Below are 23,290 nucleotides of genomic sequence, written 5' to 3'. Positions count from 1 at the left end.
ATCACTTCTTTCCTTTAATATAGTTTTTATCAAACAGGAACAGCTTTAACAGTAAATAAAGCGATGGAATCAAGAGTGCCATACCCAAGATAAAGACAACAATAAGCGAGATGGCCATTGCCGGATTCGTAAACCCTTCATGGATATTGATATAAGGGTACAAAATGTATGGATAATGCGCTATCCCGTAGCCAAAGAATGCGAAAGCAAACTGTCCGGTCAGCAGCCAAAAAGCTGCTCCGTAATTTCGCCGTTTCCAAATAAGAACGACAGTTAAAATCCATAGAATAAAGGAAATGGCAAACATCCACCAAAGGCTCAAGAGATTTTCAAAATGCGCTGTATTGTGGAAGCGCAGCTCAACAATAATTCCTGCCGCAGCAATGATTAATGGAACAGACCAGCCTAATGCGTATTTTCTCATTAAAGCTGTGGCAGCCTGATCCCCAGTTTCATTTGCATACCAGGTTAAGAAAACAGCAGAGATATAGAGAACAGCAACAAGACTTAATACAACAATGGACCAGGTTAATGGACTAAAGAACAAAGCGTTGTAGTCTAAGACAGGATTACCATCTTCCATAAAGACAAAGCCGCCTTCGGAAATAGTTAATACAATAGATAGGGAAGCAGGAATAAGCAAGCCGGACAATCCATACATAATAGCATATCCTTTATGTCCCTGCTTTCCATAGGATTCAAATGCGTAATAAGATCCACGAATGGCTAATAAAACCAGTGCTAAGCTTCCCGGAATTAATAAAACAGTTCCGAAATAGTATGCTGATTGTGGAAAGAAACCAATAATCCCGACAAAGAAAAAGACAAAGAATACATTCGTAACTTCCCAGACTGGTGATAAGTAGCGCTGAATAATCTTGGATAAAATATGCTGTTTTCCGGTGACTATACTGTAGGCATTGAAGAAACCTGCCCCATAATCAATCGAGCCAACAATAATATAGCCGAATAAGAATAACCAGAGAACAGAAATTCCGACGATTTCTAGTATCATGACCGGTCACCACCTTGGATACGCTCTAAATCCTTCTCAACAGGGTTTTTCCGAAACATATGCCTTAATACGACAACGGTACCAACGCCCAGAATGAAGTAAAGGAGGGCGAAAAGCACAAACATCCAGCCGACATAATCACTTGTTGTAGCTGCTTCCTCAATCGTCATAATCCCTCTCAGAATCCATGGCTGACGACCAACTTCAGCCATCCACCAACCGGCTTCAATCGCTAAGAAGGACAGGGGACCGCCTGTAACAATCAGCCAGCGATACCAGGTCTTTTCAACAAAGCTCCATTTCCTGCGCATGCCGAACCAGTAAAACAGAGATAGAGCAATCATAAACATACCAATTGTGACCATTGTATCAAAGAAATAATGAATAACAAGCGGGGGCTGTTCTTCAGCTGGAAACTCTTCCAGCCCAGTTACCTCTGAGCTTGGCAGTCCATGTGCCAAAATGCTTAAGGCATAAGGAATATGCAGAGCATATTTTGGTTCATTATCTTCTCCCAATATTCCCCACATTACAAGCGGTGCTTCGGTTGTTGTTTCAAAATGCCATTCAGCTGCAGCCAGCTTTTCAGGCTGATATTCCGCTAAGTATTTCCCGGATAAATCGCCAATTAAAGCAGTGGCAATTGCAAAAATTAGACCAATTTTCATTGTCATATGCAAAGCTTTTTTATGGTAGTCTTTATTTTTCTTTTGAATCAGCCGAAATGCTGCAATGGCAGCCAGCATAAAGGCAACTGTCATATAGGCTGTGGATAGCACATGAGCCACCTTTGTCGGCATCGATACGGTAAACATCGCAAGCAGCGGATTCGCATTGACCAGCTCTCCGCCGATAATATCAAAGCCTGCGGGACTATTCATAAATGAATTTACCACGGTGATAAAATAAGCCGACATACCGCCGCCGACAGCTACCGGAATTAATAGCAGCAAATGCTTTTTCTGGTTATCAAAACGATCCCAGGTATATAAATAAATACCTAAGAAAATAGCTTCAAAGAAAAAGGCGAATACTTCCATAAATAATGGCAGGGCAATGATATTTCCTGCTAACTCCATAAAGCTTGGCCATAGCAGTGATAATTGAAGTCCAATTGCAGTACCAGTTACTACACCGACAGCAACGGTAACCACAAATCCTTTTGCCCAGCGTCTGGCCATCAATAGATAATGCTGATCATTATTTTTGATACCAATCCACTGGGCAATCATAATCATTAAAGGAACACCGACACCAATTGTGGCATAAATAATATGAAATGATAATGTCAACAGCGTCAGCATTCTGCTGGCAAATGCCGGATCTTCAAATAAGGTCATGGGTTAACCTCCCTTATGTATTTTTTATCTCTATTTTTTAACATTCCCTGTGTACAAAGATTTAATCCGATTGAATGAAAAATTGATAGTGCTGAAAAATATCCTCCTTATCATACGTTTTTTCAATAAAAATAACGTTATTATCGTAGTCAATAAGTAAAATAGTGGACGCTCTGGTGCCGTATTCCGGTGTCGCAATAAAAATAGAAGACAATGCTTTTTCTAAATCAGCAGGAATCCCTGTCTGAGGCAGGGATTTATCATCAGCCTGTGTCCGATTTTTTAAAAGGTGCAATAAATCTTCTGTTTTCATTTCTGTGTGTGTCTGTATATATTGGGCGAGCCCACTTTTAGAACGTTCGACCTTTGGCCAGGAGGTATTCAGCGTATCGTTACTTAATCCATGAATCCCTGCTTCTATTTTCAAACCTTGATTATACACATTATTATAGTGATACAATGTGTCTTTGTCACCGAAAAGAATGTTATATCCAGCATAGTTATGACGATTTTTTGAAAGCTGGCTTAAAAAAGCTGCCCCGTCAATATTCTGTAACAAAAAATTCACCGGGAGCTCCCCGCGTGAAAATGTTTTGACTTCTGGAAGAGCAGGGTCCCGATAGTTCGTCACTGCTGCAAATTTTCCTTGCTTTGAAACGGCCAGCCACGTTCCCTGCTGTAATAAATCTCTGCCGGCCAGAATATCTGGTTTATCCTCCCAAAAAGCTGCCGGAAGCGTAGGTCGATTGTAAAACTCATCCCGGTTACTAAGTAAAATTAATTTGTATTGTGGATGAGTATGATAAGCAAAGGTGATTAAGCACATAGAATAGAACAGCCTCCTTTAATCTTGTATCATATAGTTGTATCCAGTATACTTTTCTGATATTTTAGAATCAATATTTGTGTTTTATAAAGGAAGTTGTATTTTCCTATTGACAACGGGAAAAAATCTGATAATAATTAATATCAATACATTGAACGTTATGGAAGGACTAGTAAGTAAACTATCACAATGTCAGAGATGGAATTGGAGGATAGGGTTATTTCCTTGCTAAAGCTGAGAGATTCCTCATTGCTGATTTACTGAACCTGCCTTTTTCAGTCTTATGCAAAAACATAAGCGTTCCCCAAACGTTATCATGGGATAAGTGAAATACAATTCTTCCAAAGTATGTTCAAAAAGCTGCTTCTAATTCGGCATCTATTTGAACATCCAATTAAAGTATTGTATTTAAGATGTGGTGGTACCGCGGAAGTAAGCTCTTTCGTCCCTTCGTTATGTAGGGATGGGAGAGTTTTCTTTATTATAGGTAAAGAGTTTTGTTTTGTAGAAAGGTGGAATAACAATGGCAGCAAAACGTATTGTCGTTAAAATAGGCAGCAGTTCCTTAACTAATACGCATGGAGAGATCGATCTCGAGCAGCTGGAGGATCATGTGCATGCGCTGGCACTGCTTCACCAGAGGAATATGGAGGTCATTTTAGTTTCCTCTGGAGCGATAGCAGCTGGTTTCAAGCAATTAGGCTATTCTTCAAGACCGGTTACACAAAAAGGAAAGCAGGCAGCAGCAGCGGTTGGGCAGGGCTTGCTTATTCAGACATATATGGAAAAATTAGAGGAATATAATATTACCGCTGCTCAAATTCTTCTGACAAGAAGTGATTTTTCTGATCAGGGAAGATACCGTAATGCGTATGCAACGATGGAAGAATTGCTGGAAAGGCGTGTCATTCCGATTATTAATGAAAATGATACAGTTGCCATAGATGAACTGACGTTTGGAGATAATGATATGCTTTCTGCTTTAGTGAGCGGCTTAATTCATGCGGATCATTTAGTGATTTTAACAGATATCAACGGGATATATGATAAAAATCCGGCTCGACATCCAGATGCAACACGATATAACCATTTAATGAAGCTTAGTACCGAGCTGATTAAACAGACAGATGCAACAGGCTCCAAGGTTGGAACAGGCGGTATGAAGTCAAAGCTGCTGGCTGCTAAAATGGCATCCTCCGTAGGCATTCCGGTATTTATCGGACGCGGTCACGGAAAAGAAAAACTGGCAGACATCTTAAAAGGTGAGGGAGACGGCACCTATATTGACAGTGAAAGGAAAGCACATTTACCGGCAAATAAACAGTGGATTTCCCTTCATTCGCACTTGGATGGCAGAGTAGTAGTAGATGAAGGAGCGGAAAAAGCTTTGAAATATCATGGCAGCAGCCTGCTTTCCCCTGGAATTACTGCAGTAGAAGGTTATTTTGCGAAAGGAGATGTTGTTGAGGTTTATGGCAAGTCTGCTTTATTGGGCAGAGGGCAGGTAAAATGCTCTTCCGATGAATTAGAAGCTGTTATGAAGCTTCGTGAATCAACCTATATTCACACTGTACCAACGATTGAGGTTATCCATCGTGACAAATGGGTATCATTTGAGACAATGAAAGGAGAATTATCATGAGTGAAGTGATAGAAAAAGGAAAGCTGGCCAAGAAAGCCAGCTATCAAATTGGAACATGTACCACTAAGGAAAAAAATGACGCATTATTAAAAATTGCCGATGGATTGCGAGCTAATGAGAAAGCAATTCTTGCAGCCAATCATCTTGATATTCAAGCGGGTAAGGAGAAAGGATTATCTGCATCACTGCTTGACCGTGTGGAATTAAATAAGCAGCGAATTGCTGATATTGCTGATGCCATTCTGCAAATTATTAATTTAACAGATCCAATTGGTGAAGTATTGGAAACCATTGAGAAGGATAATGGTTTAAAAATAGTAAATACACGCGTGCCTATCGGGGTTGTCGGCATGATTTATGAAGCAAGACCGAATGTAACTGTGGATGCAGCAACACTTGCGATAAAAACTGGAAATGCTATCATCTTACGTGGCAGCTCCTCGGCAATTCATTCTAATTTAGCGATTGTCAAGGTAATTCATGAGGCGCTGGCAGATAGTGCTGTTATTCCGGATGCCGTTCAATTAATAGAAGATACAAGCAGAGAAACAGCAAATGAATTATTCCGTTTAAATGAATATCTGGACGTGCTTATCCCGCGTGGAGGAAAAAATTTAATTGATACAGTTGTCAGAGAGTCACGTGTGCCTGTTATTGAAACCGGTGCAGGAAACTGCCATATCTTTATTGATACAACAGCAAATCCTGAGATGGCAAAGGAAATCACATTAAACGCAAAACTGCAGCGTCCATCCGTTTGTAATGCGATTGAAACCCTGCTTATCCAATCCGATTGGTTTGACAGCTATGGGAATGATTTAATTGCCTCACTGATTGAAAAAGGTGTAACCATACATGGCGATGCGCGTGTTGTGGAGGAAATCCCATTTGTACAAAAAGCAACGGAAGCAGACTGGGAAACAGAATATCTCGGGCTGGAAATCAGTGTCAAGATCGTAGAGGATGTTTATGAGGCTATTGATCATATTAATACCTATGGTACAAAGCATTCGGAAGCCATTATTACAGAAACCGCAAAGCATGCTGAAATTTTTAAACAAAAAGTAGATGCCACAACGGTATACCATAATGCATCAACCCGTTTTACGGATGGTTTTGAATTTGGATTTGGTGCAGAGATCGGGATCAGTACGCAAAAGCTGCATGCAAGAGGTCCAATGGGGCTGAAGGCATTAACATCGAATAAATTTATCGTTTCCGGTGATGGGCAAATTCGTGAATAGCATGAAGTAAAAGAGCAAAGGGAGTGATTTCACTTCCTTTCTTTTTTTACACGTTAGAAAAGGATAGAAGGAAAAGCACAGAGTTCACCTATGCATATAACCGTAGATTTTGGTGTAGCCCTATATAGCTGATGATTTTTATTTTGCAAATCCCCAAATTAACGATAAAATGACAATATAAAGGATTGTAGAAAAGAGAGGTCTGACATGCTAGAGCAAATAACAGATGATATTTACCGTCTGGTTGTCCGCTATAAAGGGGCGATGGGAGAGGTAAACAGTTATTTTATAAAAGGGAATCATGGCTATACCGTGATTGATACAGGTATTGATGCACCGGAAACGAGAGCATTATGGGAGCGTGCTTTCAGAAACTATAAAATAGAGAAGCTTGTTCTGACACATACACATGAGGATCATATCGGCTTAGCGCGCTGGTTTCAGGAAATATATGAAATTCCGGTGTATGTGTCCAGGCGCGGTTATAAAGAAATGTGTAAAGGAAGAGATGCCAAAGCGCGTAAAAAGCGGCTTAAAAGCTTAATAAAAAAACATGGAGCGCCGCCGATTCCTTTAAAGATAAAAGACGAATCCCATATTTATAAATTTGAACCGGATGGTTTTTTTGATGATAATGACGAAATAACACTTGGAAATCGTTCTTATCAGACCATATGGACACCTGGCCATGCTCCGGACCATTATTGCTTCTATCAGCTGGAGACAGAGGTGATGATTATCGGCGATCATGTATTAAATCACCTTTCTCCGGTCATTGGACTTTGGATGGGAGAAGAGCATAATCCGATGGAGGCTTACTTTGGAGCATTGGAGCTGTTAAAAGAATATCAGGTACGTCTGGCATTGCCGGGACATGGTGACCCCGTTGAATACTTAGATGAACGAATCACGGATATTTTATATCGTCATGAAAAGCGGATGGAGCAATTATTAGAGTTGATGGAAACGGGAGAAATGACAGCTTTTAAATTGACAACAAAAGCTTATGGACCAATGAAAAGCATCGCATTTGCCAGTCAATTTATGGCTACTCTGACACGATTAATTTATTTAGAGGAGCAGTCGAAAATTAAAGTACAGGTCAAAAAAGGGAAGAAATATTATGGTCTTCCTGCAAAAGATTTACAAGCTATTAGGAGCTGATAAAAGATGAAGTTTGCAGCCATTGATTTTGAAACAGCCAATGAAAAAAGAAACAGTGCCTGCTCCATAGGAATTGTCCGCTTTGATGAACATGCGATTATTGATGAATATTACACATTGATTAACCCATTGAGCACTTTTCGCAGTATGAATGTTCGTATTCATGGCATCAGGGAGGATAATGTACAGGAGGCACCGACTTTTGAAAATTTGTGGCCAAGCCTTCAGGAAAGGCTGGAAGGGCATGTTCTTGTGGCGCATAATGCCAGCTTTGATATGAGCGTACTGCGTCAATCATTATTAAAATATGATTTAGAGCATCCGAATTATTCTTCTTTATGTACCGTGAAAATTTCGCAGCGTGTATGGCCTCACCTGGAAAATCACCGTTTACATACCGTTGCTGGTTATCATGACATCCCCTTCATTCACCATCACGCATTAGAGGATGCAAAGGCCTCGGCACTGATTTTGATGAAGGCGCTGGAAGCACAGCAGGATGGAGACGCCGCGCACTTTTTAGAAAGATGGCTCTCATCCAGAGCAAGCTCGCGGCGCAGTTATCCGAAAACAAGCTCTAAAGGTAAGTCAGGGCGCGGGTCAACAAAGCTGTTTTTATCATAATGGAAGATTCTGTAACGGGTCGGTATTGGGAAAGATCATATCGGCTTTATGTTTTGGTATTCGTTTTAGTGGGACGAAGTGATCTGGAACTCAATAGCACCTCTGAACAGCCTAAAAAGAAAAAATTAGGCTATCCTTATCATTGCATATTTTAGAAAAAAGGCGTATGATATGAACTACAAGCTACGTTGTTCGTATCAATAAAAGTTTTAACCTCTAATGTTGGAATAGGGAGTTTTACATCGAAATTGAAATGTCGGGCCGTCATAAGGAATGGAAGACAGGAAGATTTCTGCGGACACCCACTTTGCGAAGTGGTGGTTTAAAACTTTTTATTGTATGGTACGGCAAATGTGGCCTGTATACATAATGTATAGCTCAATCCCGGTAACGGAAATAGTTACCGGGATTTTTTAATGCGTGCTTCAATAACTTTAATATTATATTTAGAAAGAAACTATTCTAAGGGATGCTTTTTGATTCTAGCCCAAAAATTCTGTTCAAAAGTCAATATGCAAAAATGTTTATTATTTTTCTGGCTTGGCAATAATATTACGTAATTAATTTTCGTTGTAGAACAGAAAGGAAGTATTATAAATGGTAAGTCGATTTGATGAAAAAGTAGTTATTGTTACAGGAGCAGCAAGCGGTATCGGTGAAGCAACAGCAGTAAAATTTGCAGAGCAGGGAGCTAAAGTAGTGCTTTCTGATATGTCAGATAAAGGGAAAGAACGATCAGATAAACTTAATCAAAAGGGATTGGAAACTACTTTTATCAAAACAGATGTAACGGATGAAGAAGATGTGAAACGTTTAGTCAGCGAAACAGTCACGAAGTATGGGCGGTTAGACGTATTGTTCGCAAATGCGGGAATTGGTAACAGCACCCTCCTTCATGAACTGTCTTTGGAAGCCTGGCAAAAAGTAATTGATGTCAATTTAACCGGTGTGTTTTTAACCAATAAATATGCGATTGAGGAAATGTTAAAACAAGAAAATGGCGGGGCAATTGTGAATAATGATTCCATTCATGGCTTTGTTGGAAAAGCCGGTGTCAGCGCCTATTCTGCTGCAAAAGGCGGTGTGAAGCTGTTAACACAAACAGCTACAGCAGAATATGCAGCAAAAGGAATCCGCGTTAATAATGTGAATCCCGGCTATATTGAAACACCATTGCTAAAGGATGCTCCGGATGAAGCAAAACAAGGGCTTGTAGATCTTCATCCGATCGGCAGACTTGGGAAGCCGGAGGAAGTAGCTAATGCAGTACTATTCCTGGCAAGTGATGAGGCTTCTTTTATTACTGGATCAAGTTTGCTGGTTGATGGCGGATATACGAGTGTATAATAGAAAAAAAGTCTCCAGGTCTGGGGACTTTTTCTTTGATATATATTTGGGAAAGTTATACCTTCATCCAAACAATAAGTAAAACAAATAAAAATAGATAAAAAAATACGATTTTTCCTTTTCCCCTCTTCTTGCTATGCTTAATATAATAAGTCCATACTGAGGAGGAGAAGCCAATATGACATTTCAATTAAAAAAATTGGATCATATTCAGCTATCAGCACCAAAGGGTTCAGAGGAGACGTCGATCAAGTTTTACCGGGATATTTTAGGGTTTGTGGAAGAAGAAAAGCCGAAGACATTAAAAGCAAACGGAGGTGTCTGGTTTAAAAAAGGAGAAATGGCGATTCATATTGGAATTGAGGAACCTTTTACACCTATGAAAAAAGCGCATCCGGCATTTGAGGTATCCGGAATTGGTGCATTGCAAGCACATTTAGAGAGTGCAGGTATTTCGACAAAATGGGATAGCAAGCTGCCAAATGCGAGAAGATTCTATATCAAAGACCCATTTGGTAACAGGCTTGAATTTTTAGAGTGGCAGACTAAATAAGAAGTTCATTTTTTAATCGGAATTATTAGAAAGATTTTAATTTTTTCCTTATGCTTGTATTTATGGGTGTACGTGCTATACTATAGGCATTCTTTAATTTTTAAACCAACCCAAAAATGAATATTTTTCATATAATCGTGGGAATATGGCCTGCAAGTTTCTACCGGTTTACCGTAAATAAACTGACTATGGAAAAGTATATAAAAGCTTGTATTGTGTCTGAAAACAATGCATGCTTTCTTGATTATTCGACATGATGCTCGAAAGTCTGCTTTTTCCATTAGTAGATTTTCGGGCTTCTATACTTTAGGAGGAATCATTCATGGATTTACTGAAAGAAAAAATTATAGCAGAAGGAAAAGTGTTATCTGATACGGTATTAAAAGTTGATGCCTTTTTAAATCATCAGGTAGACCCCGTATTAATGCAAGAAATCGGGAAGGAATTTGCGAATCGATTCCGTGATCATAAAATAACTAAAATTCTCACGCTTGAATCATCAGGTATTGCGCCTGCAACAATGGCAGGGCTGGAGCTGGGTGTTCCGGTTATTTTTGCAAGAAAACGTCAATCATTAACGTTAACGGATAACCTGTATACAGCAGAGGTCTATTCCTTTACCAAACAAACAACAAGTAAGGTTTCTGTTTCCGGTGATTTTATTAAAGAGGGCGATAACTTGCTGATTATTGATGATTTTCTGGCTAATGGTCAAGCTGCTCTTGGCCTGCTGGATATTGCTGAACAGGCAAAGGCAGCAGTTGCCGGAATTGGAATCGTGATTGAGAAAGGGTTTCAAGAAGGCGGACAAGCACTCCGTGATAAAGGTATTAAAGTAGAATCGCTAGCTATTATTGACTCCCTGGAAAATAAGCAGGTGGATTTTAAAGAGGAGGCCCGCCAACAATGAAAATGGCAGCATTAGGTTTCCAGCACCTGTTGGCAATGTATGCCGGAGCAATTTTAGTACCGCTTATTGTCGGAGCGGAGTTAGGACTGACTACCGACCAATTAACGTATTTAGTAGCTATTGATATTTTAATGTGTGGTGTAGCTACACTCCTTCAGGTAATGAACAGTAAATATATTGGTATTGGATTACCTGTTGTATTAGGCTGTACCTTTACGGCAGTGGCACCGATGATTGCCATTGGTGGACAGTACGGTATCACGGCAATTTATGGAGCAATTATTGTATCTGGATTATTTGTTATTGTCGTAAGTGGTTTTTTTGGAAAGCTTGTCCGTTTTTTTCCGCCAGTTGTGACAGGCTCGGTTGTAACGATTATCGGGATTACTCTGATTCCTGTAGCAATAAATAACTTAGGCGGCGGTGAAGGAGCTGCGGATTTTGGATCATTTGCTAATATTGCACTTGGGTTTGGAACATTATTATTTATCATTTTAATGTATCGATTCACTACCGGGTTTTTAAAATCGATATCCATACTAATTGGTTTAGGCATTGGAACGATTGTTGCCGGATTTATGGGAAGAGTTGATTTTTCAGCTGTGGCAGAGGCTTCTTATTTCCACATGGTTCATCCTTTTTATTTTGGAACACCGACCTTTGAATGGTCAGCTATTATTACCATGATTTTAGTGGCGATGGTATCTCTTGTCGAATCAACAGGTGTTTATTTTGCTTTAGGGGATATTACGGAGAAAAAATTAAAAGAGAAAGATTTATCCAGAGGGTATCGTGCGGAAGGATTAGCGATTTTTTTTGGAGGAATCTTTAATGCTTTTCAGTACACGGCTTTTTCTCAAAATGTCGGCTTGATCCAAATGACAGGTGTAAAGAAACGACGCGTGATTGTTATTACTGGGATAATGCTGGTTGTATTAGGTTTTATTCCGAAGATTGCTGCTGTTACAACCATTATTCCGACCTCGGTTTTAGGTGGAGCGATGCTGGCGATGTTTGGGATGGTTGTTGCGCAAGGTATTAAAATGCTTGGGGCGGTTGTTTCTGAATCACCGGAGAATTCCATGATTATTGCATGTTCCATAGGAATGGGGCTTGGTGTAACAGTAGTACCGGAATTATTTGCAGTACTTCCGAATTCATTGCAAATTTTAACCAGCAACGGTATTGTTGCCGGAAGCTTTACAGCGATTGTGTTAAATATTATTTTTAATATGACACCGGGACGAAAAAAGGAAAAGCAAGTTACGGAAACTGGAGAATTTGCAAAAGAAGTATCATAAAATGATGATGAAAAACTGTCACTTTGGTGGCAGTTTTTTAATTGAATAAATAAGTAGAATATTTTACAAATGCTTGCGGCAGAACAAGTAATCGCAATGCCTTTCGGTGGAGCGGGTAATCGCAGCCCCAGACCTAGGTCTATGATTAATTTTTATTTAGACACTGCAAGTTGCGACGCAGGCTCAGATTTCTACATTTTTACATAATACTTCTGAGCTTTTTACTCTGCAGTTTAACAGACTACTAGCAATCAGCTTCATGGTACGCTAAAATCAAAGTATATCTTTTTCATGTTGAAGGAGGAAGCGAAAGGATGACAGATTTATCAAATAATACACTCCTAATCTATGGTCTTATTCTAATAGCTGCATTGTTTATTGGTATTATTCAATGGGTGAGAAGACGGTATGAAGTGTTAGCAGTTTTAGCTATTATATTATCTCTTTTATTACCACTTGTCGGCTTTTTATATAGTATTAACCGTCCGGAGAGTATGAATGAAATAGCTTATATATGGCAGCAGGCCAGAGGAAGAAATGGAATTGGTGTTTTTCTTTTGTTAGGACACTTGTACATTCTTTTCTGGCTATTATTTGGACCTGAATTCAAACGGCTATTTGCATTTCTTTTCCATAGGGGAAGAAAAATAATTCAATGGTTTAAAAATCGCATTCAGAAACAAGGTAAAAATAAAATGAAAGAGGAGGCTTAATAATGTCATTAGAAAAAAAGAAAATGCAGGCAGGGGAAATATATAATCCGGAAGATAGCGAGTTAGTAAAGGATCGGCTGCATGTGAGAAAGATGATGCGTTATTATAATGGGCTGACAGAGGATGATACGGTAAGACGTACAAGCTGTTTAAAGGAAATATTCGGTTCAACGGGAGCATCGCTATTTATTGAACCGGATTTTCATTGCGATTATGGCTATAACATCCATGTTGGGGAGAACTTTTATGCGAACTTTAATTGTGTCATGCTGGATGTCTGTCCAATTCGTATTGGCGATAATTGCATGCTGGCTCCAGGAGTACATATTTATACAGCAACACATCCAATTAACCCGGAAGAGCGTAATTCCGGAAAAGAACTTGGCAAAGCGGTGACCATAGGTAATAGTGTATGGATTGGCGGTGGAGCAATTATTAATCCCGGTGTCACGATTGGAGACAATGCTGTCATTGCTTCCGGTTCTGTCGTAACAAAGGATGTGCCGGCAAATGTTGTTTATGGAGGCAATCCGGCTAAGTTTATTAAAAATGTAGAGCTGTAGGAGTTTGAGTTGACTATGGCAGGGGAGGAATATCATGGATAAGCTGCAATCATTTGCTCCGGTTATCGGCAATAAGCCTAAGGTTCTTATTGTCGGTTCCATGCCGAGTGAAAAATCGCTGGAGGAGCAACAGTATTATGGAAATCCCAGAAATCATTTCTGGCCTATCATGTATCAGATTTTAAATGAGGCTCCAGCTGAAACCTATACTGAAAAATTACATTTAATGAAGAAGCATTATGTAGCTTTATGGGACACGATAGGATACTGTTACCGTCAAGGAAGCCTGGATACGAATATTAAAGAAGAGGATCCTAATGATATCTCAGGGCTTTTAAAAAAATACCCATCGATTCAATTGATTGCTTGTAATGGAACAAAGGCATATCAAATGTTTCAAAAGTTTATCGCTCCTTTATTACAGGAGGAAGTTGATGTTATCAAGCTCCCGTCCACAAGCCCGGTCCCGGGGAAATATAATAAAACCTTTGAAGAAAAAATAGAAGCCTGGCGTATAATAACAAGCTATTTAGATCAGGTAAATTTTAAATAAGTGGGGATATGATGAAACAATTTTGGTTACGATTTCTGCTTTTTTCCATGCTATGGATTGGATTACTCTTGTTTAACAGTGCATTTCCCCCCTATCATTTCTTTTTGTTTGCGTTAAGCTTAGGTTTGTTCTTTCTGCTGTCGTTCCGTATAAGGCAGATGTATCTCTTCTTGGGAAATAGCATTGTTATTTTATGTGCCGGGTTCTTTTTTACAGAGAATGCTTTATTTGCTATTGGTTTAATTTGGTTTCTCCTTCTATTAGCTGCCAGGCAATTACAGACATATGCATACTATCTTCTGGCGGTTGCAGTACTACTAGCCTGTACACTGCTTTCTTTTCTCCCGTCTATTTCCCATGAATTGTTGCTTGGCAGTGTTTTTATGCTTGCAGTCAGCCTGCTTCTGCATAAACAGTGGAATAATGATCAGTATTACAAGCATTTATACGATGCATTAAGTGATTCTTACCGCCAGCTGAAACGACTCCATGTTAATGCAGAGGAAAATGCGAGGATGGAAGAAAGAACGCGGATTGCCCGGGATATGCATGACTCTGTCGGACATCATTTGACTGCATTAATTATGCAGATTGAGATGCTGTCGATTAAGTATCCGGATCTGGAGCTGGGACAGATGAAGGAGCTGGCAAATAGAAGCTTACAGGAAACGAGAGATGCTGTAAAAGCATTAAAAGGGAAAGAATCGGAAGGGATTGCAACAGTGGTTCATCTGATTCGGAAATTGGAAAGTGAGAGTCATTTAAATGTACATTTCACGATGAAGAATGGTGTTTTGTCTGTACCTATATCCAATGTGAAAAGTGTTATGCTGTATAGGGTTATTCAAGAGGGAATTACCAACGCTATGCGTCATGCAAACAGTCGTGAGGTCTTTGTAACGCTTAGCAAATCTGCAGATGCAGCAGTTCAATTTGAAATTAGTAATAAAATACATGAAGTTAAAGCCTTTGAATTAGGGTTCGGACTGACAAACATGCAGAATCGTGTGAAGGAACTGGATGGGAAATTAGAGATTCTTCAATTACCTGATAAATTTGTTTTATCAGGAAGGATTCCGGGTTGACATATATGGAGGGAATGATAATTTATGTTCCATGTTATGCTTGTAGAGGATCAGGAAATTGTACGGCAAGGGCTGCGTATGATTTTGGAGCAGGATGAACAGATTCGTATAAGCTGTGAAGCAAGTAATGGGTTAGAGGCAATGGAGAAGCTGACCGCACATCGTGTAGATATTATTTTTATGGATATCCGGATGCCGGATATGAATGGCATCGAGGCGACAAGGAAGATAAAAGAACAATGGCCGGATCTTCCCATTCTTATTTTAACAACCTTTAATGATGATGAATATGCCTTGGAAGCACTGAATGAAGGAGCAAGCGGTTTTTTGTTGAAAACCTCCGATGGGAAAAAGCTGATTGAGGCAGTTTACAGTGTGATGAAGGGTGGTCTGGTGTTACATGATGAAGTGACCGCAAAAGTAATGCCGAGATTGTTAAAGCAGTCTAGGAAAACAAGTGCTGCAGCGGATGTTGAACTTACCGAAAGAGAACGGGCGATTACCAAAAGCATTGGGCAGGGCAAAACAAATAAAGAAATTGCAGCCGAGCTGTATTTATCTGTAGGTACGGTTAAAAATCATATTTCTGTCATTTTGCAAAAAACGAATTTACGGGATCGGACACAGCTTGCTATTTATGCGGTAACCCATGATATTTCTGAATAAAGCGTTCACGCTGCGAAGAAGTAATGTCAAGAAATTGTACGAATTCATGAGTGAAGGGAGGGGTTACATATTTTAAGATAAAGGTAACCTGAATAAAAGTTTGGTGAAGAAGATATGGTTGCAATATTTTTAGACGAATTTCATTTTTCCACGCTGTGGAATGGCGGAATCTTTTTATTTTGTGCATTTATTATTGTTTGTTATTTTTTTATGATACCTTCCAGGGGAAAGAGCAGTGTGCTGCATATTATTTCTTTTCTCCTTGGCATGGTGGTTCTATTTTTGGCAGCGGGAAGTCCGTTAAATATTATTGGCAGACTGACACTTCAGGCACATATGTATCAAATTGTTGGTTTATTATTTGTTGCGGCGCCGCTGCTGGTGATTGGCTGGAAACCAAAATCCTGGGTCAGCCAAAAAATCAGCTGGGTACAAAGGGTGCTGACTTTTCTCCGGCAGCCGGCAGCAGCTATTGTTTTTTTAACAGTCTTTTTTTATGGATATCATATACCATTTATGTTTGATATTGCCCGTATTGAGCTGTATTGGAATCACTTTTTTATGCTGAGTCTGTTTATGGCCGCACTGAATTTCTGGTCTGCATTTTTCTATTATTGGCTTGATAATCGGATCAGGTGGTATGCGATGAGTATACAAATAGCTGCTTTCCTGCCATATTGCTTCTATGGATTGTTGGCAGGTACAGGTATTTATCAAACATACAATGATCCGGCTGTCTTTTTGGAATCATTGCGTATCTGTATCCCGGTAGAATTGCAGATGCCGGATGAATTTTATATCGGTTTTTTATCTTTCGATCCGGTTTATGAGCAGCAAATGGGAATTTTAATTTTTCTGTTCAGCATCGCACTGGTATCTGTTATTACTTTAGTTTGGGCACAGCGGCAATTCAGATACAAAAAATAGGAAATCCCCTTTGAAGTGTTAGTCTAACTTGTCTAACATTTCAGAGGGGATTTTTAAAATTATTTTCTTCATAAAAAAATGAACGAATCAGGGCGAAGTAACGTCATATAGGTAGGAAAGATAGTCAGGGGGGTGTCTGATGAAGAATTCATTAGAGGATGAGCAACTTATATTAGCTTTTATACAAGGAGACGAGGAAGCTTTCTCCAAACTTTATCAAAGGCATTACCCTTTTGTATATAAGTATTTAATGAAGTTGACGATGCAGGAACAGCGGAGTGAAGATTTAGCACAGGAAACAATGCTGAAGGCATATTTGAAAATCACAACATTTAAAGGGGATAGCAGGTTTTCTACGTGGCTGATTTCCATTGCTTCTAATATTTACTTAGATTCTCAAAGAAAAGAAGGGAAGGACAAGAAAAAACTCTCGCAGTTGGGAAATATGCTATCTCGTCAGTTGAACTGGAATGCAAATATGCAAGGATGGGAATGGAGCGATCATTTTATCGAGTTTAATCAACTGGACCCGAAGTTAAAATTGCCGATTTTGCTAAAGCATTATTATGGTTATCAATATGATGAAATCGCTAAGCTCTTGAATATACGTGAAGGAACGGTGAAAACAAGAGTACACCATGGGTTAAAGCGATTAAGGAAAGAGTGGAGGGTGGATGAAGATGGATAAAAAGAAGCAAAACGCATCAATCGTCAGCGATTTGCAACGTGATTGGCAGAAAATCGATCAGCTTGCTGAGGACTCTTTCGTCAACGAACATGCTATCGCACAAGAGATGGAGCGATTCCAGCAAAAGAGAAAGCGGCGCTTCTACAAAGAATTAGCAGCGTTTATCGCGACAGCACTTCTGTTATTATCGTTACTCGGATTTCTCTTGGTGCGCACACAATTATTTTTTATCATCTTGCAAATAGGAACATTGCTGGCGGGTCTAATCATTCTTTTTTGGTTATATCGTAAGGAAACGGAGAGAGAAAGGCAGTGGGAAAAATGAATGGATTGCAAATGAATGTGCCAGCTGGTTTTCTATTTATTATAATTCCATTACTTTTAACACAAAGCATTTTATTATTTATTCATGCGAAGAAGCATCATCACTATCCATGGTTTTGGGGAATCTGGGGTTTAATCCAGGCTCCTGTGCCAGCCCTGACTTACTTGTTTTATCTCTATTTAAAAAAGCGGCGAAGAAAAGAGGTGAGATAACAGGTGGAAATGTTACAAGAGATAAACTGGTCGTTATTGATGCCAATTATTGTCTTGCAAGTTATTTTAATGTCTTTTGCTTTATGGAATTGTTTCAAGGAAGAAGCAGTAAGCGGACCAAAATGGATGTGGGTATTTATTATTATTGTTATTAACATTATTGGCCCAATATTGTATTTTATTGCAGGGCGAAAAAATAAGTAGATATATAGAAGGAGAAAAGCCTATGTTGATATCTATACAACAATTAACGAAAGTATATCAGAGTCATACCGCTGTGAAGGGAGTAACGTTCGAGGTTCAAAAAGGAAGCTGTACCGCTTTATTAGGTCCGAATGGTGCGGGAAAGACAACAATCCTCAATATGTTAGCGGGGTTATTGGAGCCAAGCAGTGGTGTTATCAAGTTTAGCGAAGAAAATGGTACGAATGTAACTGGCAGTATTGGCTTTTTACCGCAGCAGCCGAAATTATTTGATTGGATGACAGCAGAAGAATTTTTGAAAATGTGTGGAAGGCTTTCAGGATTACCTCAGAAAGGGTTATTGCAAAAAATTAGGGAAGTATTAGGATTTGTCGGGCTGGAAAATGTGCGAAAAAAGCGGATTGCTGGATTTTCTGGAGGAATGAAACAACGGCTAGGGTTAGCACAGGCAATTTTGCATGAACCAGCATTGCTTATTTTAGATGAACCAGTATCGGCTCTTGATCCGACGGGAAGAAGAGAATTTTTGGAACTGATACAGCAAATGACAGAAAAGATGACCGTCATTTTTTCTACACATATTTTGCATGATGCGGAACAAATTTGTGACGAGGTATTAATTTTACAAGCAGGAGAACTAAAGTGGGATGGCAATCTGCAGCAATTAAAAAAGAGTAACGATCAGCAGACAATCCGGGTAAAAACGAAAGAGAAGCTGCCTGCAATCTTTTCAGAATCAGAATCCTTTACGGTTGAGTATGTGAATCAGCAGGAAGTTATCATCCAATCAAAGCAGCAAATTAACGAAAATGACATCTTGCAACGATTCATGGAGCAGGGGATAACGGTTCAATATTTTAATGCTGACCCGGTTACACTGGAAGAAGCATACTTGGAGGTGCTTGCAAAATGAGCGGGATGCAGGTTCTTATTCAAAAAGAGTGGCTGGAAAGTATGCGAAACGGTAAGTGGATATGGCTCCCGATTGCTTTCGCTATTTTAGCCATGTCGCAGCCGCTTACGATGTATTATATGCCACAGTTGTTAGAGATAGCAGGCGGGTTGCCGGAAGGTGCGGTAATTGATATTCCGGCACCGAGTGGAGAAGAAGTATTAAGCGGGGTATTATCACAATATACATTTCTGGGGACATTATTATTTGTATTAGCAGCGATGAATGTTATTGTCCATGAACGTAATAATGGTTCCATTATCTTTATTTCAGTCCGGCCGGTGTCTGCTCTTTCTTATATTCTAAGCAAATGGATTAGTTTGCTCGTACTCTATCTGATTAGCTTTATGATTAGTTTTGTTATTGCCTGGTATTATACGAATATTCTTTTTTCAATGGTTAGTGCTGCCAAGCTTTTCGGCAGTATAGGAATTTATAGCATTTGGCTGTGCTTTTTAGTTGCTCTTGTTCTATCCGTGAGTACGTTCTTGAAGTCAAACAGCAGTATTGCCGGAGTGAGCATAGGTATCCTGGCAATCCTCGCCTTGGCAAGTGAATTGGCTCCTGTTTATATGAAATGGAGTCCGACACAACTTCAATCTCAAGCAGTGCAAGCTCTTCAGCAAACGATAATCTCTGATTTGTGGCTGCCAATTACGGTAACAGTGCTAGTGACGATTTTTTTACTATGCTTGGCAATTTGGAGAATGAAGCAATGGGATTATTCCGGACACTGATGGCAACACTATGTTTTACACCTCTCAATGTAAGAATAAACAATATCGAAATTGATAAGAGAAAAAGTGGCGGGATTAATTTGTTCTGTCATTTTTTTTGCGTTATAAAAGCATAAAGTTTTGTAAAAAGCTTTACTGCGTTTTTCTAATACGGATTTTAACAGCAATGAAAAAATGACTTCAGTCACTTTTTTTCAGAATAATTAATGACGGAAGATAGTGTTCCTTTATTGCAGAAGGATATAAAATAAAAGCAGATTCACGTGAGGAGGGTCTATATCATGCTGGAATTAGTTGATATTTCAAAACGTTTTAAAAAAACAGAAGCAGTGAAATCATTAAATATGTTTATTGAGCAGGGGGAGATTATTGGTCTGCTTGGACCGAATGGTGCAGGTAAGTCAACGGCTATTTCGATACTGTCTACGTTAATTGAACCAACACAGGGAGATGTCCGTTTTTTTAAGAAGTCTGTTATCAAAAAGCCTTCTCCGTTACGAAAAGCCATCGGCGTTGTTCCACAGGAAATTGCGCTTTATCCGCAGTTATCTGCAGAAGAAAACTTGCTTTTCTTTGGCAGGATTTATCGGCTGAAGGGTTCGGAATTAAAAAAGAGGGTAAATGAAATTTTGGAGCAGATTGGTTTAACAGAGAAGCGGAAAGCACTTGTAGAGTCTTTTTCGGGTGGAATGAAAAGACGGCTGAATATCGGTGTAGCTATGCTTCATCGTCCGCAAATTTTGATTATGGATGAACCGACTGTCGGGATTGATCCGCAATCAAGAAGCTATATTTTAGAGACTGTAAAGCGTTTGAACAAAGAAAATCAAATGACGGTAGTCTATACAAGCCACTACATGGAGGAAGTCGATTATCTATGTGATCGTATTTATATTATGGATCAGGGGAACTTAATCGCTTCCGGTACAAAAGAGGAGATTAAACAGATTCTTTCATCTGAAAATACGATTTCCATCGAGGCTGACCACTGGAATAATGCATTTATTACCCATTTAAAGGAACACGAATCCATTAATAATGTTCATGTGGAGGAAAAAGAAATCACGCTGATCACACCGAAAGAAGTCAATCTGTTTACAGAAATTATTTCCATGACAGAGGAATATGATATTGCTTTACGTTCATTACATGTTAAATCTCCAACGTTAGAGGATGTATTTTTGCACTTAACCGGCAGAGCATTACGGGATTAGAGGAGGATTTATATGTTATTTCAATTAATTAAAAAACAATTGCTCCTGCTTTGGCGTAATCCTGTTCAAATCTTTCTGCTTTTAGGCCTGCCGATTATTTTAATTGTAATTTTAAGCATGGCGTTAGCGGGCTTTATGGAAGGTGGCAGTCCGGAGCTTGAATTAAAGGTAGCCTGGCTGGAGCATGGGGATGAAGCAGAGCAGGTAGAGCGGTTTATGAATGAAATGGAAGCGCTCGGTGTACCGGCAGAAGCTTTTGGTGATCAAGGACAGCTACAAATGGTTACCATGCTTCGGGAGGATGTTTTTCAAGGGCAAGACCTGCAGGAGATGCTTGAATTAGAAGTGATTCAAGCGGATGAAAAAGCAGATATACTGACGGATAGCTCTTATTCAGGCTTAATTGAGGTACCGGAAAACTTCACCTATGATATGCTTCAGGTTATTTCTGAACAAAGCAGCGAGGCGCCAGAATTAATCGTGCATGTGAATCAGGAGGATGGTATCTATTCATCTGTGCTGTCGCAAATTCTGGAGCAGTTTAATGAGATGATGGCAACACAGACATTTCTTCAGCAGAATGGTCTCGATATAGAAATTGAGGCGATGCAGGCTGCTGCAAGCGCTGGTGAACAAGTGCAGGTTAACCAGGCAGATCCGATTTCCTCGCAGGAGTATTATACGGTGGCAATGGCCGTTTTTAACGGGCTATATGTGGCTTCTACGATTGGATTTTTTGCAATGAGAGAAAGACAGTATCAGGTTTTTGACAGGATTATTGTCGGGGATATGTCCAGGTGGCTGTATTTCTTAAGTATTTTAATTTCGGGTACTATCATTGCTTTCTTGCAGCTTTTATTCCTGTTCGGATTTTCGTATCTGGTTTTCCAGGTTACGTTTACGGATGTCCTCGCACTTTTAGTAACTACGTTTTCCTATGCCATTGCTGTAGGAGGTATTACGGTACTGCTGACAGCTATCAGCTATCGGTTGCAAACAGAGTCCATTATCGGATTTTTCACCGGAATTGTCACATCTGTTCTGGCATTTATCGGCGGGAGCTTTTTCCCGATTGGCGAATTATCAGAGACGTTTGAGCGTTTAGGTAATTTGACACCGAATGGGGCAGGCTTGACTGCTTATATTCAATTGCTGCGGGGCAGCGGTATCCAGGATATTTCTAACTATCTTATCTTTATGGCCGGTTTTGGTGCTGCCATGATTTTGATTGCTGCCATGAGCTTTCCGAAAAGGGGGTCGAAACGATGAAAGGGATACTGCTGGCGCGAATACGTGAGTTCATTCGTCAACCATATAGTTTTCTCCTGTTTACAGGGATGTCTATTCTGTTTGCCTGGCTCATCTCTTCCTTAAGCATTGGCGGCGGGGGAGGCGGAATCCCTGTGCCAGTATATGTGGAAGACGGAGCAGACGCTTATCAACAATCTCTGGAAGAGCAGGAAGCCTTTCGATTTTACACGGTAGATAAAGAAACATTAGAGGAAGAACTGAGAGAAGGCAGAGTAGATACAGGTGTACTCCTTTCTGAGGATGATTTTGCTGTCTTGATAGGGGTCGAGTCACCGAATGCAGGGCTCATTCAACAAACCGTTCAAGAAGTATATACAGAAAGCAGTCGCGGTGAAATAATCCGGGAAGCTGCAGAAGAGCAGGGAATGGATCCGGATCAGCTGGTTTCTGCTTATGAAGAAGCGACGGGTATGTTCCAGTTATCGATAAGCAGCTTTTCCGGAGAAGAGGGCTGGCAATATGATGATACCGTGCATCGGGTTGGTGGTTTTGCATTATTTTTCTCTATCTATACCATCGCATATGGTGTCGTAAAGATTCTGACGGAAAAAAGAATGGGTGTCTGGGATCGGATGATTCTATCGCCGATGAAGAAATCAGAGATGTATATTGCCAACCTGTTATATAGCTTTATAGAAGGCTATTTACAAATTGTCATTATTTTCGCTGTCTTTTATTTCTGGCGGGGCATTACCTTTAACGACCGAATTGTGGAAATCCTGCTGATGCTAATTCCATTTGCTTTAGCAATCGTCGCGCTCTCGATTCTGATTACAGCTGTGATTAAAAATCTTGAACAGTTTAATGCGGTGATTTCCGTTGTTACCGTAAGTCTGGCGATGATTGGCGGGGCATTTTGGCCGCTGGAAATCGTCAGCAATCCGGTTCTGCTTTTTTTAGCAGACCTGAACCCGATTAAATATGGATTAGATATTATTCAAGGGGCGGCAGTGTATGGATATTCCTTTACAGAGCTCCTCCAGCCGATCAGTGTATTGACATTGATGACGGTGTTATTTACCGGGCTCGGTATTCATTTGATGGAGAGACGTCATATTTGATGAAGAAGATGTAAAAGAACCTGTATTCGTGCAGGTTCTTTTTATGTTTTAATAAAAAATATCATAATATCTCCCATAACTTGGATTATATACATAAGTGAATTTCTAGTATA

At 39.7% G+C, this 23,290-nt stretch carries 26 protein-coding genes, 1 other RNA gene and 1 riboswitch; of the genes, 24 read left to right on the top strand and 3 right to left on the bottom strand.

Annotated elements, in window-relative coordinates:
• Window position 1: 1 nt before the first annotated feature.
• From FLK20_RS02475 to FLK20_RS02465, 3 genes are all read right to left on the bottom strand, one after another.
• Window positions 2-1,015: a cytochrome d ubiquinol oxidase subunit II gene (locus FLK20_RS02475; RefSeq protein WP_152654968.1), complete on the bottom strand. Its 1,014-nt coding sequence runs from the start codon at window positions 1,013-1,015 to the stop codon at window positions 2-4.
• The gene (locus FLK20_RS02470; protein ID WP_152654967.1) at window positions 1,012-2,355 is read right to left on the bottom strand and encodes a cytochrome ubiquinol oxidase subunit I; all 1,344 of its coding nucleotides are present in this window, start codon (window positions 2,353-2,355) and stop codon (window positions 1,012-1,014) included. Before FLK20_RS02470 ends, FLK20_RS02475 begins: the two co-directional genes overlap by 4 nt.
• Window positions 2,356-2,416: 61 nt before the next feature.
• Window positions 2,417-3,181 carry an NRDE family protein gene (locus tag FLK20_RS02465; protein ID WP_152654966.1) on the bottom strand — a complete coding sequence of 255 codons (765 nt, stop codon included), beginning with the start codon at window positions 3,179-3,181 and terminating at the stop codon, window positions 2,417-2,419.
• A gap of 523 nt (window positions 3,182-3,704) precedes the next feature.
• Between FLK20_RS02465 and proB the strand changes: the two genes are divergently transcribed.
• The 24 genes from proB (at window position 3,705) to FLK20_RS02345 (ending at window position 23,177) form a co-directional block, all read left to right on the top strand.
• Window positions 3,705-4,823: a glutamate 5-kinase gene (gene proB, locus FLK20_RS02460; RefSeq protein WP_152654965.1), complete on the top strand. Its 1,119-nt coding sequence runs from the start codon at window positions 3,705-3,707 to the stop codon at window positions 4,821-4,823.
• Window positions 4,820-6,067, top strand: a complete 1,248-nt coding sequence (locus FLK20_RS02455) for a glutamate-5-semialdehyde dehydrogenase (protein ID WP_152654964.1) — start codon at window positions 4,820-4,822, stop codon at window positions 6,065-6,067. The genes proB and FLK20_RS02455 overlap by 4 nt, the downstream gene beginning before the upstream one ends.
• A 207-nt stretch (window positions 6,068-6,274) precedes the next feature.
• The gene (locus FLK20_RS02450; RefSeq protein WP_152654963.1) at window positions 6,275-7,231 is read left to right on the top strand and encodes an MBL fold metallo-hydrolase; all 957 of its coding nucleotides are present in this window, start codon (window positions 6,275-6,277) and stop codon (window positions 7,229-7,231) included.
• A 6-nt stretch (window positions 7,232-7,237) separates the two neighbouring features.
• The gene (locus tag FLK20_RS02445) at window positions 7,238-7,855 is read left to right on the top strand and encodes a 3'-5' exonuclease (RefSeq protein ID WP_152654962.1); all 618 of its coding nucleotides are present in this window, start codon (window positions 7,238-7,240) and stop codon (window positions 7,853-7,855) included.
• A gap of 177 nt (window positions 7,856-8,032) precedes the next feature.
• A non-coding RNA gene (gene ssrS, locus FLK20_RS02440) (6S RNA) lies at window positions 8,033-8,219 on the top strand.
• 233 nt (window positions 8,220-8,452) lie between these two features.
• Window positions 8,453-9,202 (top strand): SDR family NAD(P)-dependent oxidoreductase, encoded by a 750-nt coding sequence (locus FLK20_RS02435; protein ID WP_152654961.1) that lies wholly within the window; start codon window positions 8,453-8,455, stop codon window positions 9,200-9,202.
• A gap of 178 nt (window positions 9,203-9,380) precedes the next feature.
• Window positions 9,381-9,755: a VOC family protein gene (locus FLK20_RS02430; RefSeq protein ID WP_152654960.1), complete on the top strand. Its 375-nt coding sequence runs from the start codon at window positions 9,381-9,383 to the stop codon at window positions 9,753-9,755.
• A gap of 107 nt (window positions 9,756-9,862) precedes the next feature.
• A riboswitch (purine riboswitch) is annotated at window positions 9,863-9,964 on the top strand.
• 113 nt (window positions 9,965-10,077) lie between these two features.
• Window positions 10,078-10,665 carry a xanthine phosphoribosyltransferase gene (locus tag FLK20_RS02425; RefSeq protein ID WP_152654959.1) on the top strand — a complete coding sequence of 196 codons (588 nt, stop codon included), beginning with the start codon at window positions 10,078-10,080 and terminating at the stop codon, window positions 10,663-10,665.
• Window positions 10,662-11,966, top strand: a complete 1,305-nt coding sequence (locus tag FLK20_RS02420; protein ID WP_152654958.1) for a nucleobase:cation symporter-2 family protein — start codon at window positions 10,662-10,664, stop codon at window positions 11,964-11,966. The genes FLK20_RS02425 and FLK20_RS02420 overlap by 4 nt, the downstream gene beginning before the upstream one ends.
• A 314-nt stretch (window positions 11,967-12,280) precedes the next feature.
• Window positions 12,281-12,679: a hypothetical protein gene (locus tag FLK20_RS02415; RefSeq protein ID WP_152654957.1), complete on the top strand. Its 399-nt coding sequence runs from the start codon at window positions 12,281-12,283 to the stop codon at window positions 12,677-12,679.
• 2 nt (window positions 12,680-12,681) lie between these two features.
• Window positions 12,682-13,242, top strand: coding sequence for a maltose acetyltransferase domain-containing protein (locus FLK20_RS02410; RefSeq protein WP_152654956.1), 561 nt, complete (start codon window positions 12,682-12,684; stop codon window positions 13,240-13,242).
• Between the two features lie 34 nt (window positions 13,243-13,276).
• The gene (locus FLK20_RS02405) at window positions 13,277-13,795 is read left to right on the top strand and encodes a DNA-deoxyinosine glycosylase (RefSeq protein WP_194165495.1); all 519 of its coding nucleotides are present in this window, start codon (window positions 13,277-13,279) and stop codon (window positions 13,793-13,795) included.
• 170 nt (window positions 13,796-13,965) lie between these two features.
• Window positions 13,966-14,880, top strand: coding sequence for a sensor histidine kinase (locus tag FLK20_RS02400; protein WP_227994818.1), 915 nt, complete (start codon window positions 13,966-13,968; stop codon window positions 14,878-14,880).
• A gap of 24 nt (window positions 14,881-14,904) precedes the next feature.
• Entirely contained in the window at window positions 14,905-15,546 is a 642-nt protein-coding gene (locus tag FLK20_RS02395) for a response regulator transcription factor (protein ID WP_152654953.1), read from the top strand.
• 114 nt (window positions 15,547-15,660) lie between these two features.
• Entirely contained in the window at window positions 15,661-16,473 is an 813-nt protein-coding gene (locus FLK20_RS02390) for a cytochrome c oxidase assembly protein (RefSeq protein ID WP_152654952.1), read from the top strand.
• Window positions 16,474-16,612: 139 nt separating this feature from the next.
• Window positions 16,613-17,161 carry an RNA polymerase sigma factor SigY gene (gene sigY / locus FLK20_RS02385; protein ID WP_152654951.1) on the top strand — a complete coding sequence of 183 codons (549 nt, stop codon included), beginning with the start codon at window positions 16,613-16,615 and terminating at the stop codon, window positions 17,159-17,161.
• Window positions 17,154-17,486: a DUF5345 family protein gene (locus tag FLK20_RS02380; protein WP_152654950.1), complete on the top strand. Its 333-nt coding sequence runs from the start codon at window positions 17,154-17,156 to the stop codon at window positions 17,484-17,486. Before sigY ends, FLK20_RS02380 begins: the two co-directional genes overlap by 8 nt.
• Window positions 17,483-17,698 carry a transcriptional regulator gene (locus FLK20_RS02375; RefSeq protein ID WP_194165503.1) on the top strand — a complete coding sequence of 72 codons (216 nt, stop codon included), beginning with the start codon at window positions 17,483-17,485 and terminating at the stop codon, window positions 17,696-17,698. The genes FLK20_RS02380 and FLK20_RS02375 overlap by 4 nt, the downstream gene beginning before the upstream one ends.
• A 9-nt stretch (window positions 17,699-17,707) precedes the next feature.
• Window positions 17,708-17,902 (top strand): PLDc N-terminal domain-containing protein, encoded by a 195-nt coding sequence (locus FLK20_RS02370; RefSeq protein ID WP_194165502.1) that lies wholly within the window; start codon window positions 17,708-17,710, stop codon window positions 17,900-17,902.
• 22 nt (window positions 17,903-17,924) lie between these two features.
• Window positions 17,925-18,815, top strand: coding sequence for an ABC transporter ATP-binding protein (locus FLK20_RS02365; RefSeq protein ID WP_152654948.1), 891 nt, complete (start codon window positions 17,925-17,927; stop codon window positions 18,813-18,815).
• Window positions 18,812-19,591 carry an ABC transporter permease gene (locus FLK20_RS02360; RefSeq protein WP_152654947.1) on the top strand — a complete coding sequence of 260 codons (780 nt, stop codon included), beginning with the start codon at window positions 18,812-18,814 and terminating at the stop codon, window positions 19,589-19,591. The genes FLK20_RS02365 and FLK20_RS02360 overlap by 4 nt, the downstream gene beginning before the upstream one ends.
• A 281-nt stretch (window positions 19,592-19,872) precedes the next feature.
• Window positions 19,873-20,805, top strand: coding sequence for an ABC transporter ATP-binding protein (locus tag FLK20_RS02355; protein WP_152654946.1), 933 nt, complete (start codon window positions 19,873-19,875; stop codon window positions 20,803-20,805).
• 12 nt (window positions 20,806-20,817) lie between these two features.
• On the top strand, window positions 20,818-22,074 hold the full coding sequence (locus FLK20_RS02350) for an ABC transporter permease (protein ID WP_152654945.1): 1,257 nt from the start codon (window positions 20,818-20,820) through the stop codon (window positions 22,072-22,074).
• A complete protein-coding gene (locus tag FLK20_RS02345) occupies window positions 22,071-23,177 on the top strand; it encodes an ABC transporter permease (protein WP_152654944.1) in 1,107 nt (368 codons plus the stop codon). The genes FLK20_RS02350 and FLK20_RS02345 overlap by 4 nt, the downstream gene beginning before the upstream one ends.
• Window positions 23,178-23,290 lie beyond the last annotated feature (113 nt).

Source organism: Oceanobacillus sp. CFH 90083 (assembly GCF_009389585.1).
GTDB lineage: Bacteria > Bacillota > Bacilli > Bacillales > Amphibacillaceae > Oceanobacillus.
Note: the sequence above shows the minus strand (reverse complement) of the source record. Positions and strands in the feature narration are given on the sequence as shown.

Coding starts and splice junctions, on each gene's coding strand:
- FLK20_RS02475 (WP_152654968.1), bottom strand. CDS start 1,015: ATGATACTAGAAATCGTCGGAATTTCTGTTCTCTGGTTATTCTTATTC.
- FLK20_RS02470 (WP_152654967.1), bottom strand. CDS start 2,355: ATGACCTTATTTGAAGATCCGGCATTTGCCAGCAGAATGCTGACGCTG.
- FLK20_RS02465 (WP_152654966.1), bottom strand. CDS start 3,181: ATGTGCTTAATCACCTTTGCTTATCATACTCATCCACAATACAAATTA.
- proB (WP_152654965.1), top strand. CDS start 3,705: ATGGCAGCAAAACGTATTGTCGTTAAAATAGGCAGCAGTTCCTTAACT.
- FLK20_RS02455 (WP_152654964.1), top strand. CDS start 4,820: ATGAGTGAAGTGATAGAAAAAGGAAAGCTGGCCAAGAAAGCCAGCTAT.
- FLK20_RS02450 (WP_152654963.1), top strand. CDS start 6,275: ATGCTAGAGCAAATAACAGATGATATTTACCGTCTGGTTGTCCGCTAT.
- FLK20_RS02445 (WP_152654962.1), top strand. CDS start 7,238: ATGAAGTTTGCAGCCATTGATTTTGAAACAGCCAATGAAAAAAGAAAC.
- FLK20_RS02435 (WP_152654961.1), top strand. CDS start 8,453: ATGGTAAGTCGATTTGATGAAAAAGTAGTTATTGTTACAGGAGCAGCA.
- FLK20_RS02430 (WP_152654960.1), top strand. CDS start 9,381: ATGACATTTCAATTAAAAAAATTGGATCATATTCAGCTATCAGCACCA.
- FLK20_RS02425 (WP_152654959.1), top strand. CDS start 10,078: ATGGATTTACTGAAAGAAAAAATTATAGCAGAAGGAAAAGTGTTATCT.
- FLK20_RS02420 (WP_152654958.1), top strand. CDS start 10,662: ATGAAAATGGCAGCATTAGGTTTCCAGCACCTGTTGGCAATGTATGCC.
- FLK20_RS02415 (WP_152654957.1), top strand. CDS start 12,281: ATGACAGATTTATCAAATAATACACTCCTAATCTATGGTCTTATTCTA.
- FLK20_RS02410 (WP_152654956.1), top strand. CDS start 12,682: ATGTCATTAGAAAAAAAGAAAATGCAGGCAGGGGAAATATATAATCCG.
- FLK20_RS02405 (WP_194165495.1), top strand. CDS start 13,277: ATGGATAAGCTGCAATCATTTGCTCCGGTTATCGGCAATAAGCCTAAG.
- FLK20_RS02395 (WP_152654953.1), top strand. CDS start 14,905: ATGTTCCATGTTATGCTTGTAGAGGATCAGGAAATTGTACGGCAAGGG.
- FLK20_RS02390 (WP_152654952.1), top strand. CDS start 15,661: ATGGTTGCAATATTTTTAGACGAATTTCATTTTTCCACGCTGTGGAAT.
- sigY (WP_152654951.1), top strand. CDS start 16,613: ATGAAGAATTCATTAGAGGATGAGCAACTTATATTAGCTTTTATACAA.
- FLK20_RS02380 (WP_152654950.1), top strand. CDS start 17,154: ATGGATAAAAAGAAGCAAAACGCATCAATCGTCAGCGATTTGCAACGT.
- FLK20_RS02375 (WP_194165503.1), top strand. CDS start 17,483: ATGAATGGATTGCAAATGAATGTGCCAGCTGGTTTTCTATTTATTATA.
- FLK20_RS02370 (WP_194165502.1), top strand. CDS start 17,708: ATGTTACAAGAGATAAACTGGTCGTTATTGATGCCAATTATTGTCTTG.
- FLK20_RS02365 (WP_152654948.1), top strand. CDS start 17,925: ATGTTGATATCTATACAACAATTAACGAAAGTATATCAGAGTCATACC.
- FLK20_RS02360 (WP_152654947.1), top strand. CDS start 18,812: ATGAGCGGGATGCAGGTTCTTATTCAAAAAGAGTGGCTGGAAAGTATG.
- FLK20_RS02355 (WP_152654946.1), top strand. CDS start 19,873: ATGCTGGAATTAGTTGATATTTCAAAACGTTTTAAAAAAACAGAAGCA.
- FLK20_RS02350 (WP_152654945.1), top strand. CDS start 20,818: ATGTTATTTCAATTAATTAAAAAACAATTGCTCCTGCTTTGGCGTAAT.
- FLK20_RS02345 (WP_152654944.1), top strand. CDS start 22,071: ATGAAAGGGATACTGCTGGCGCGAATACGTGAGTTCATTCGTCAACCA.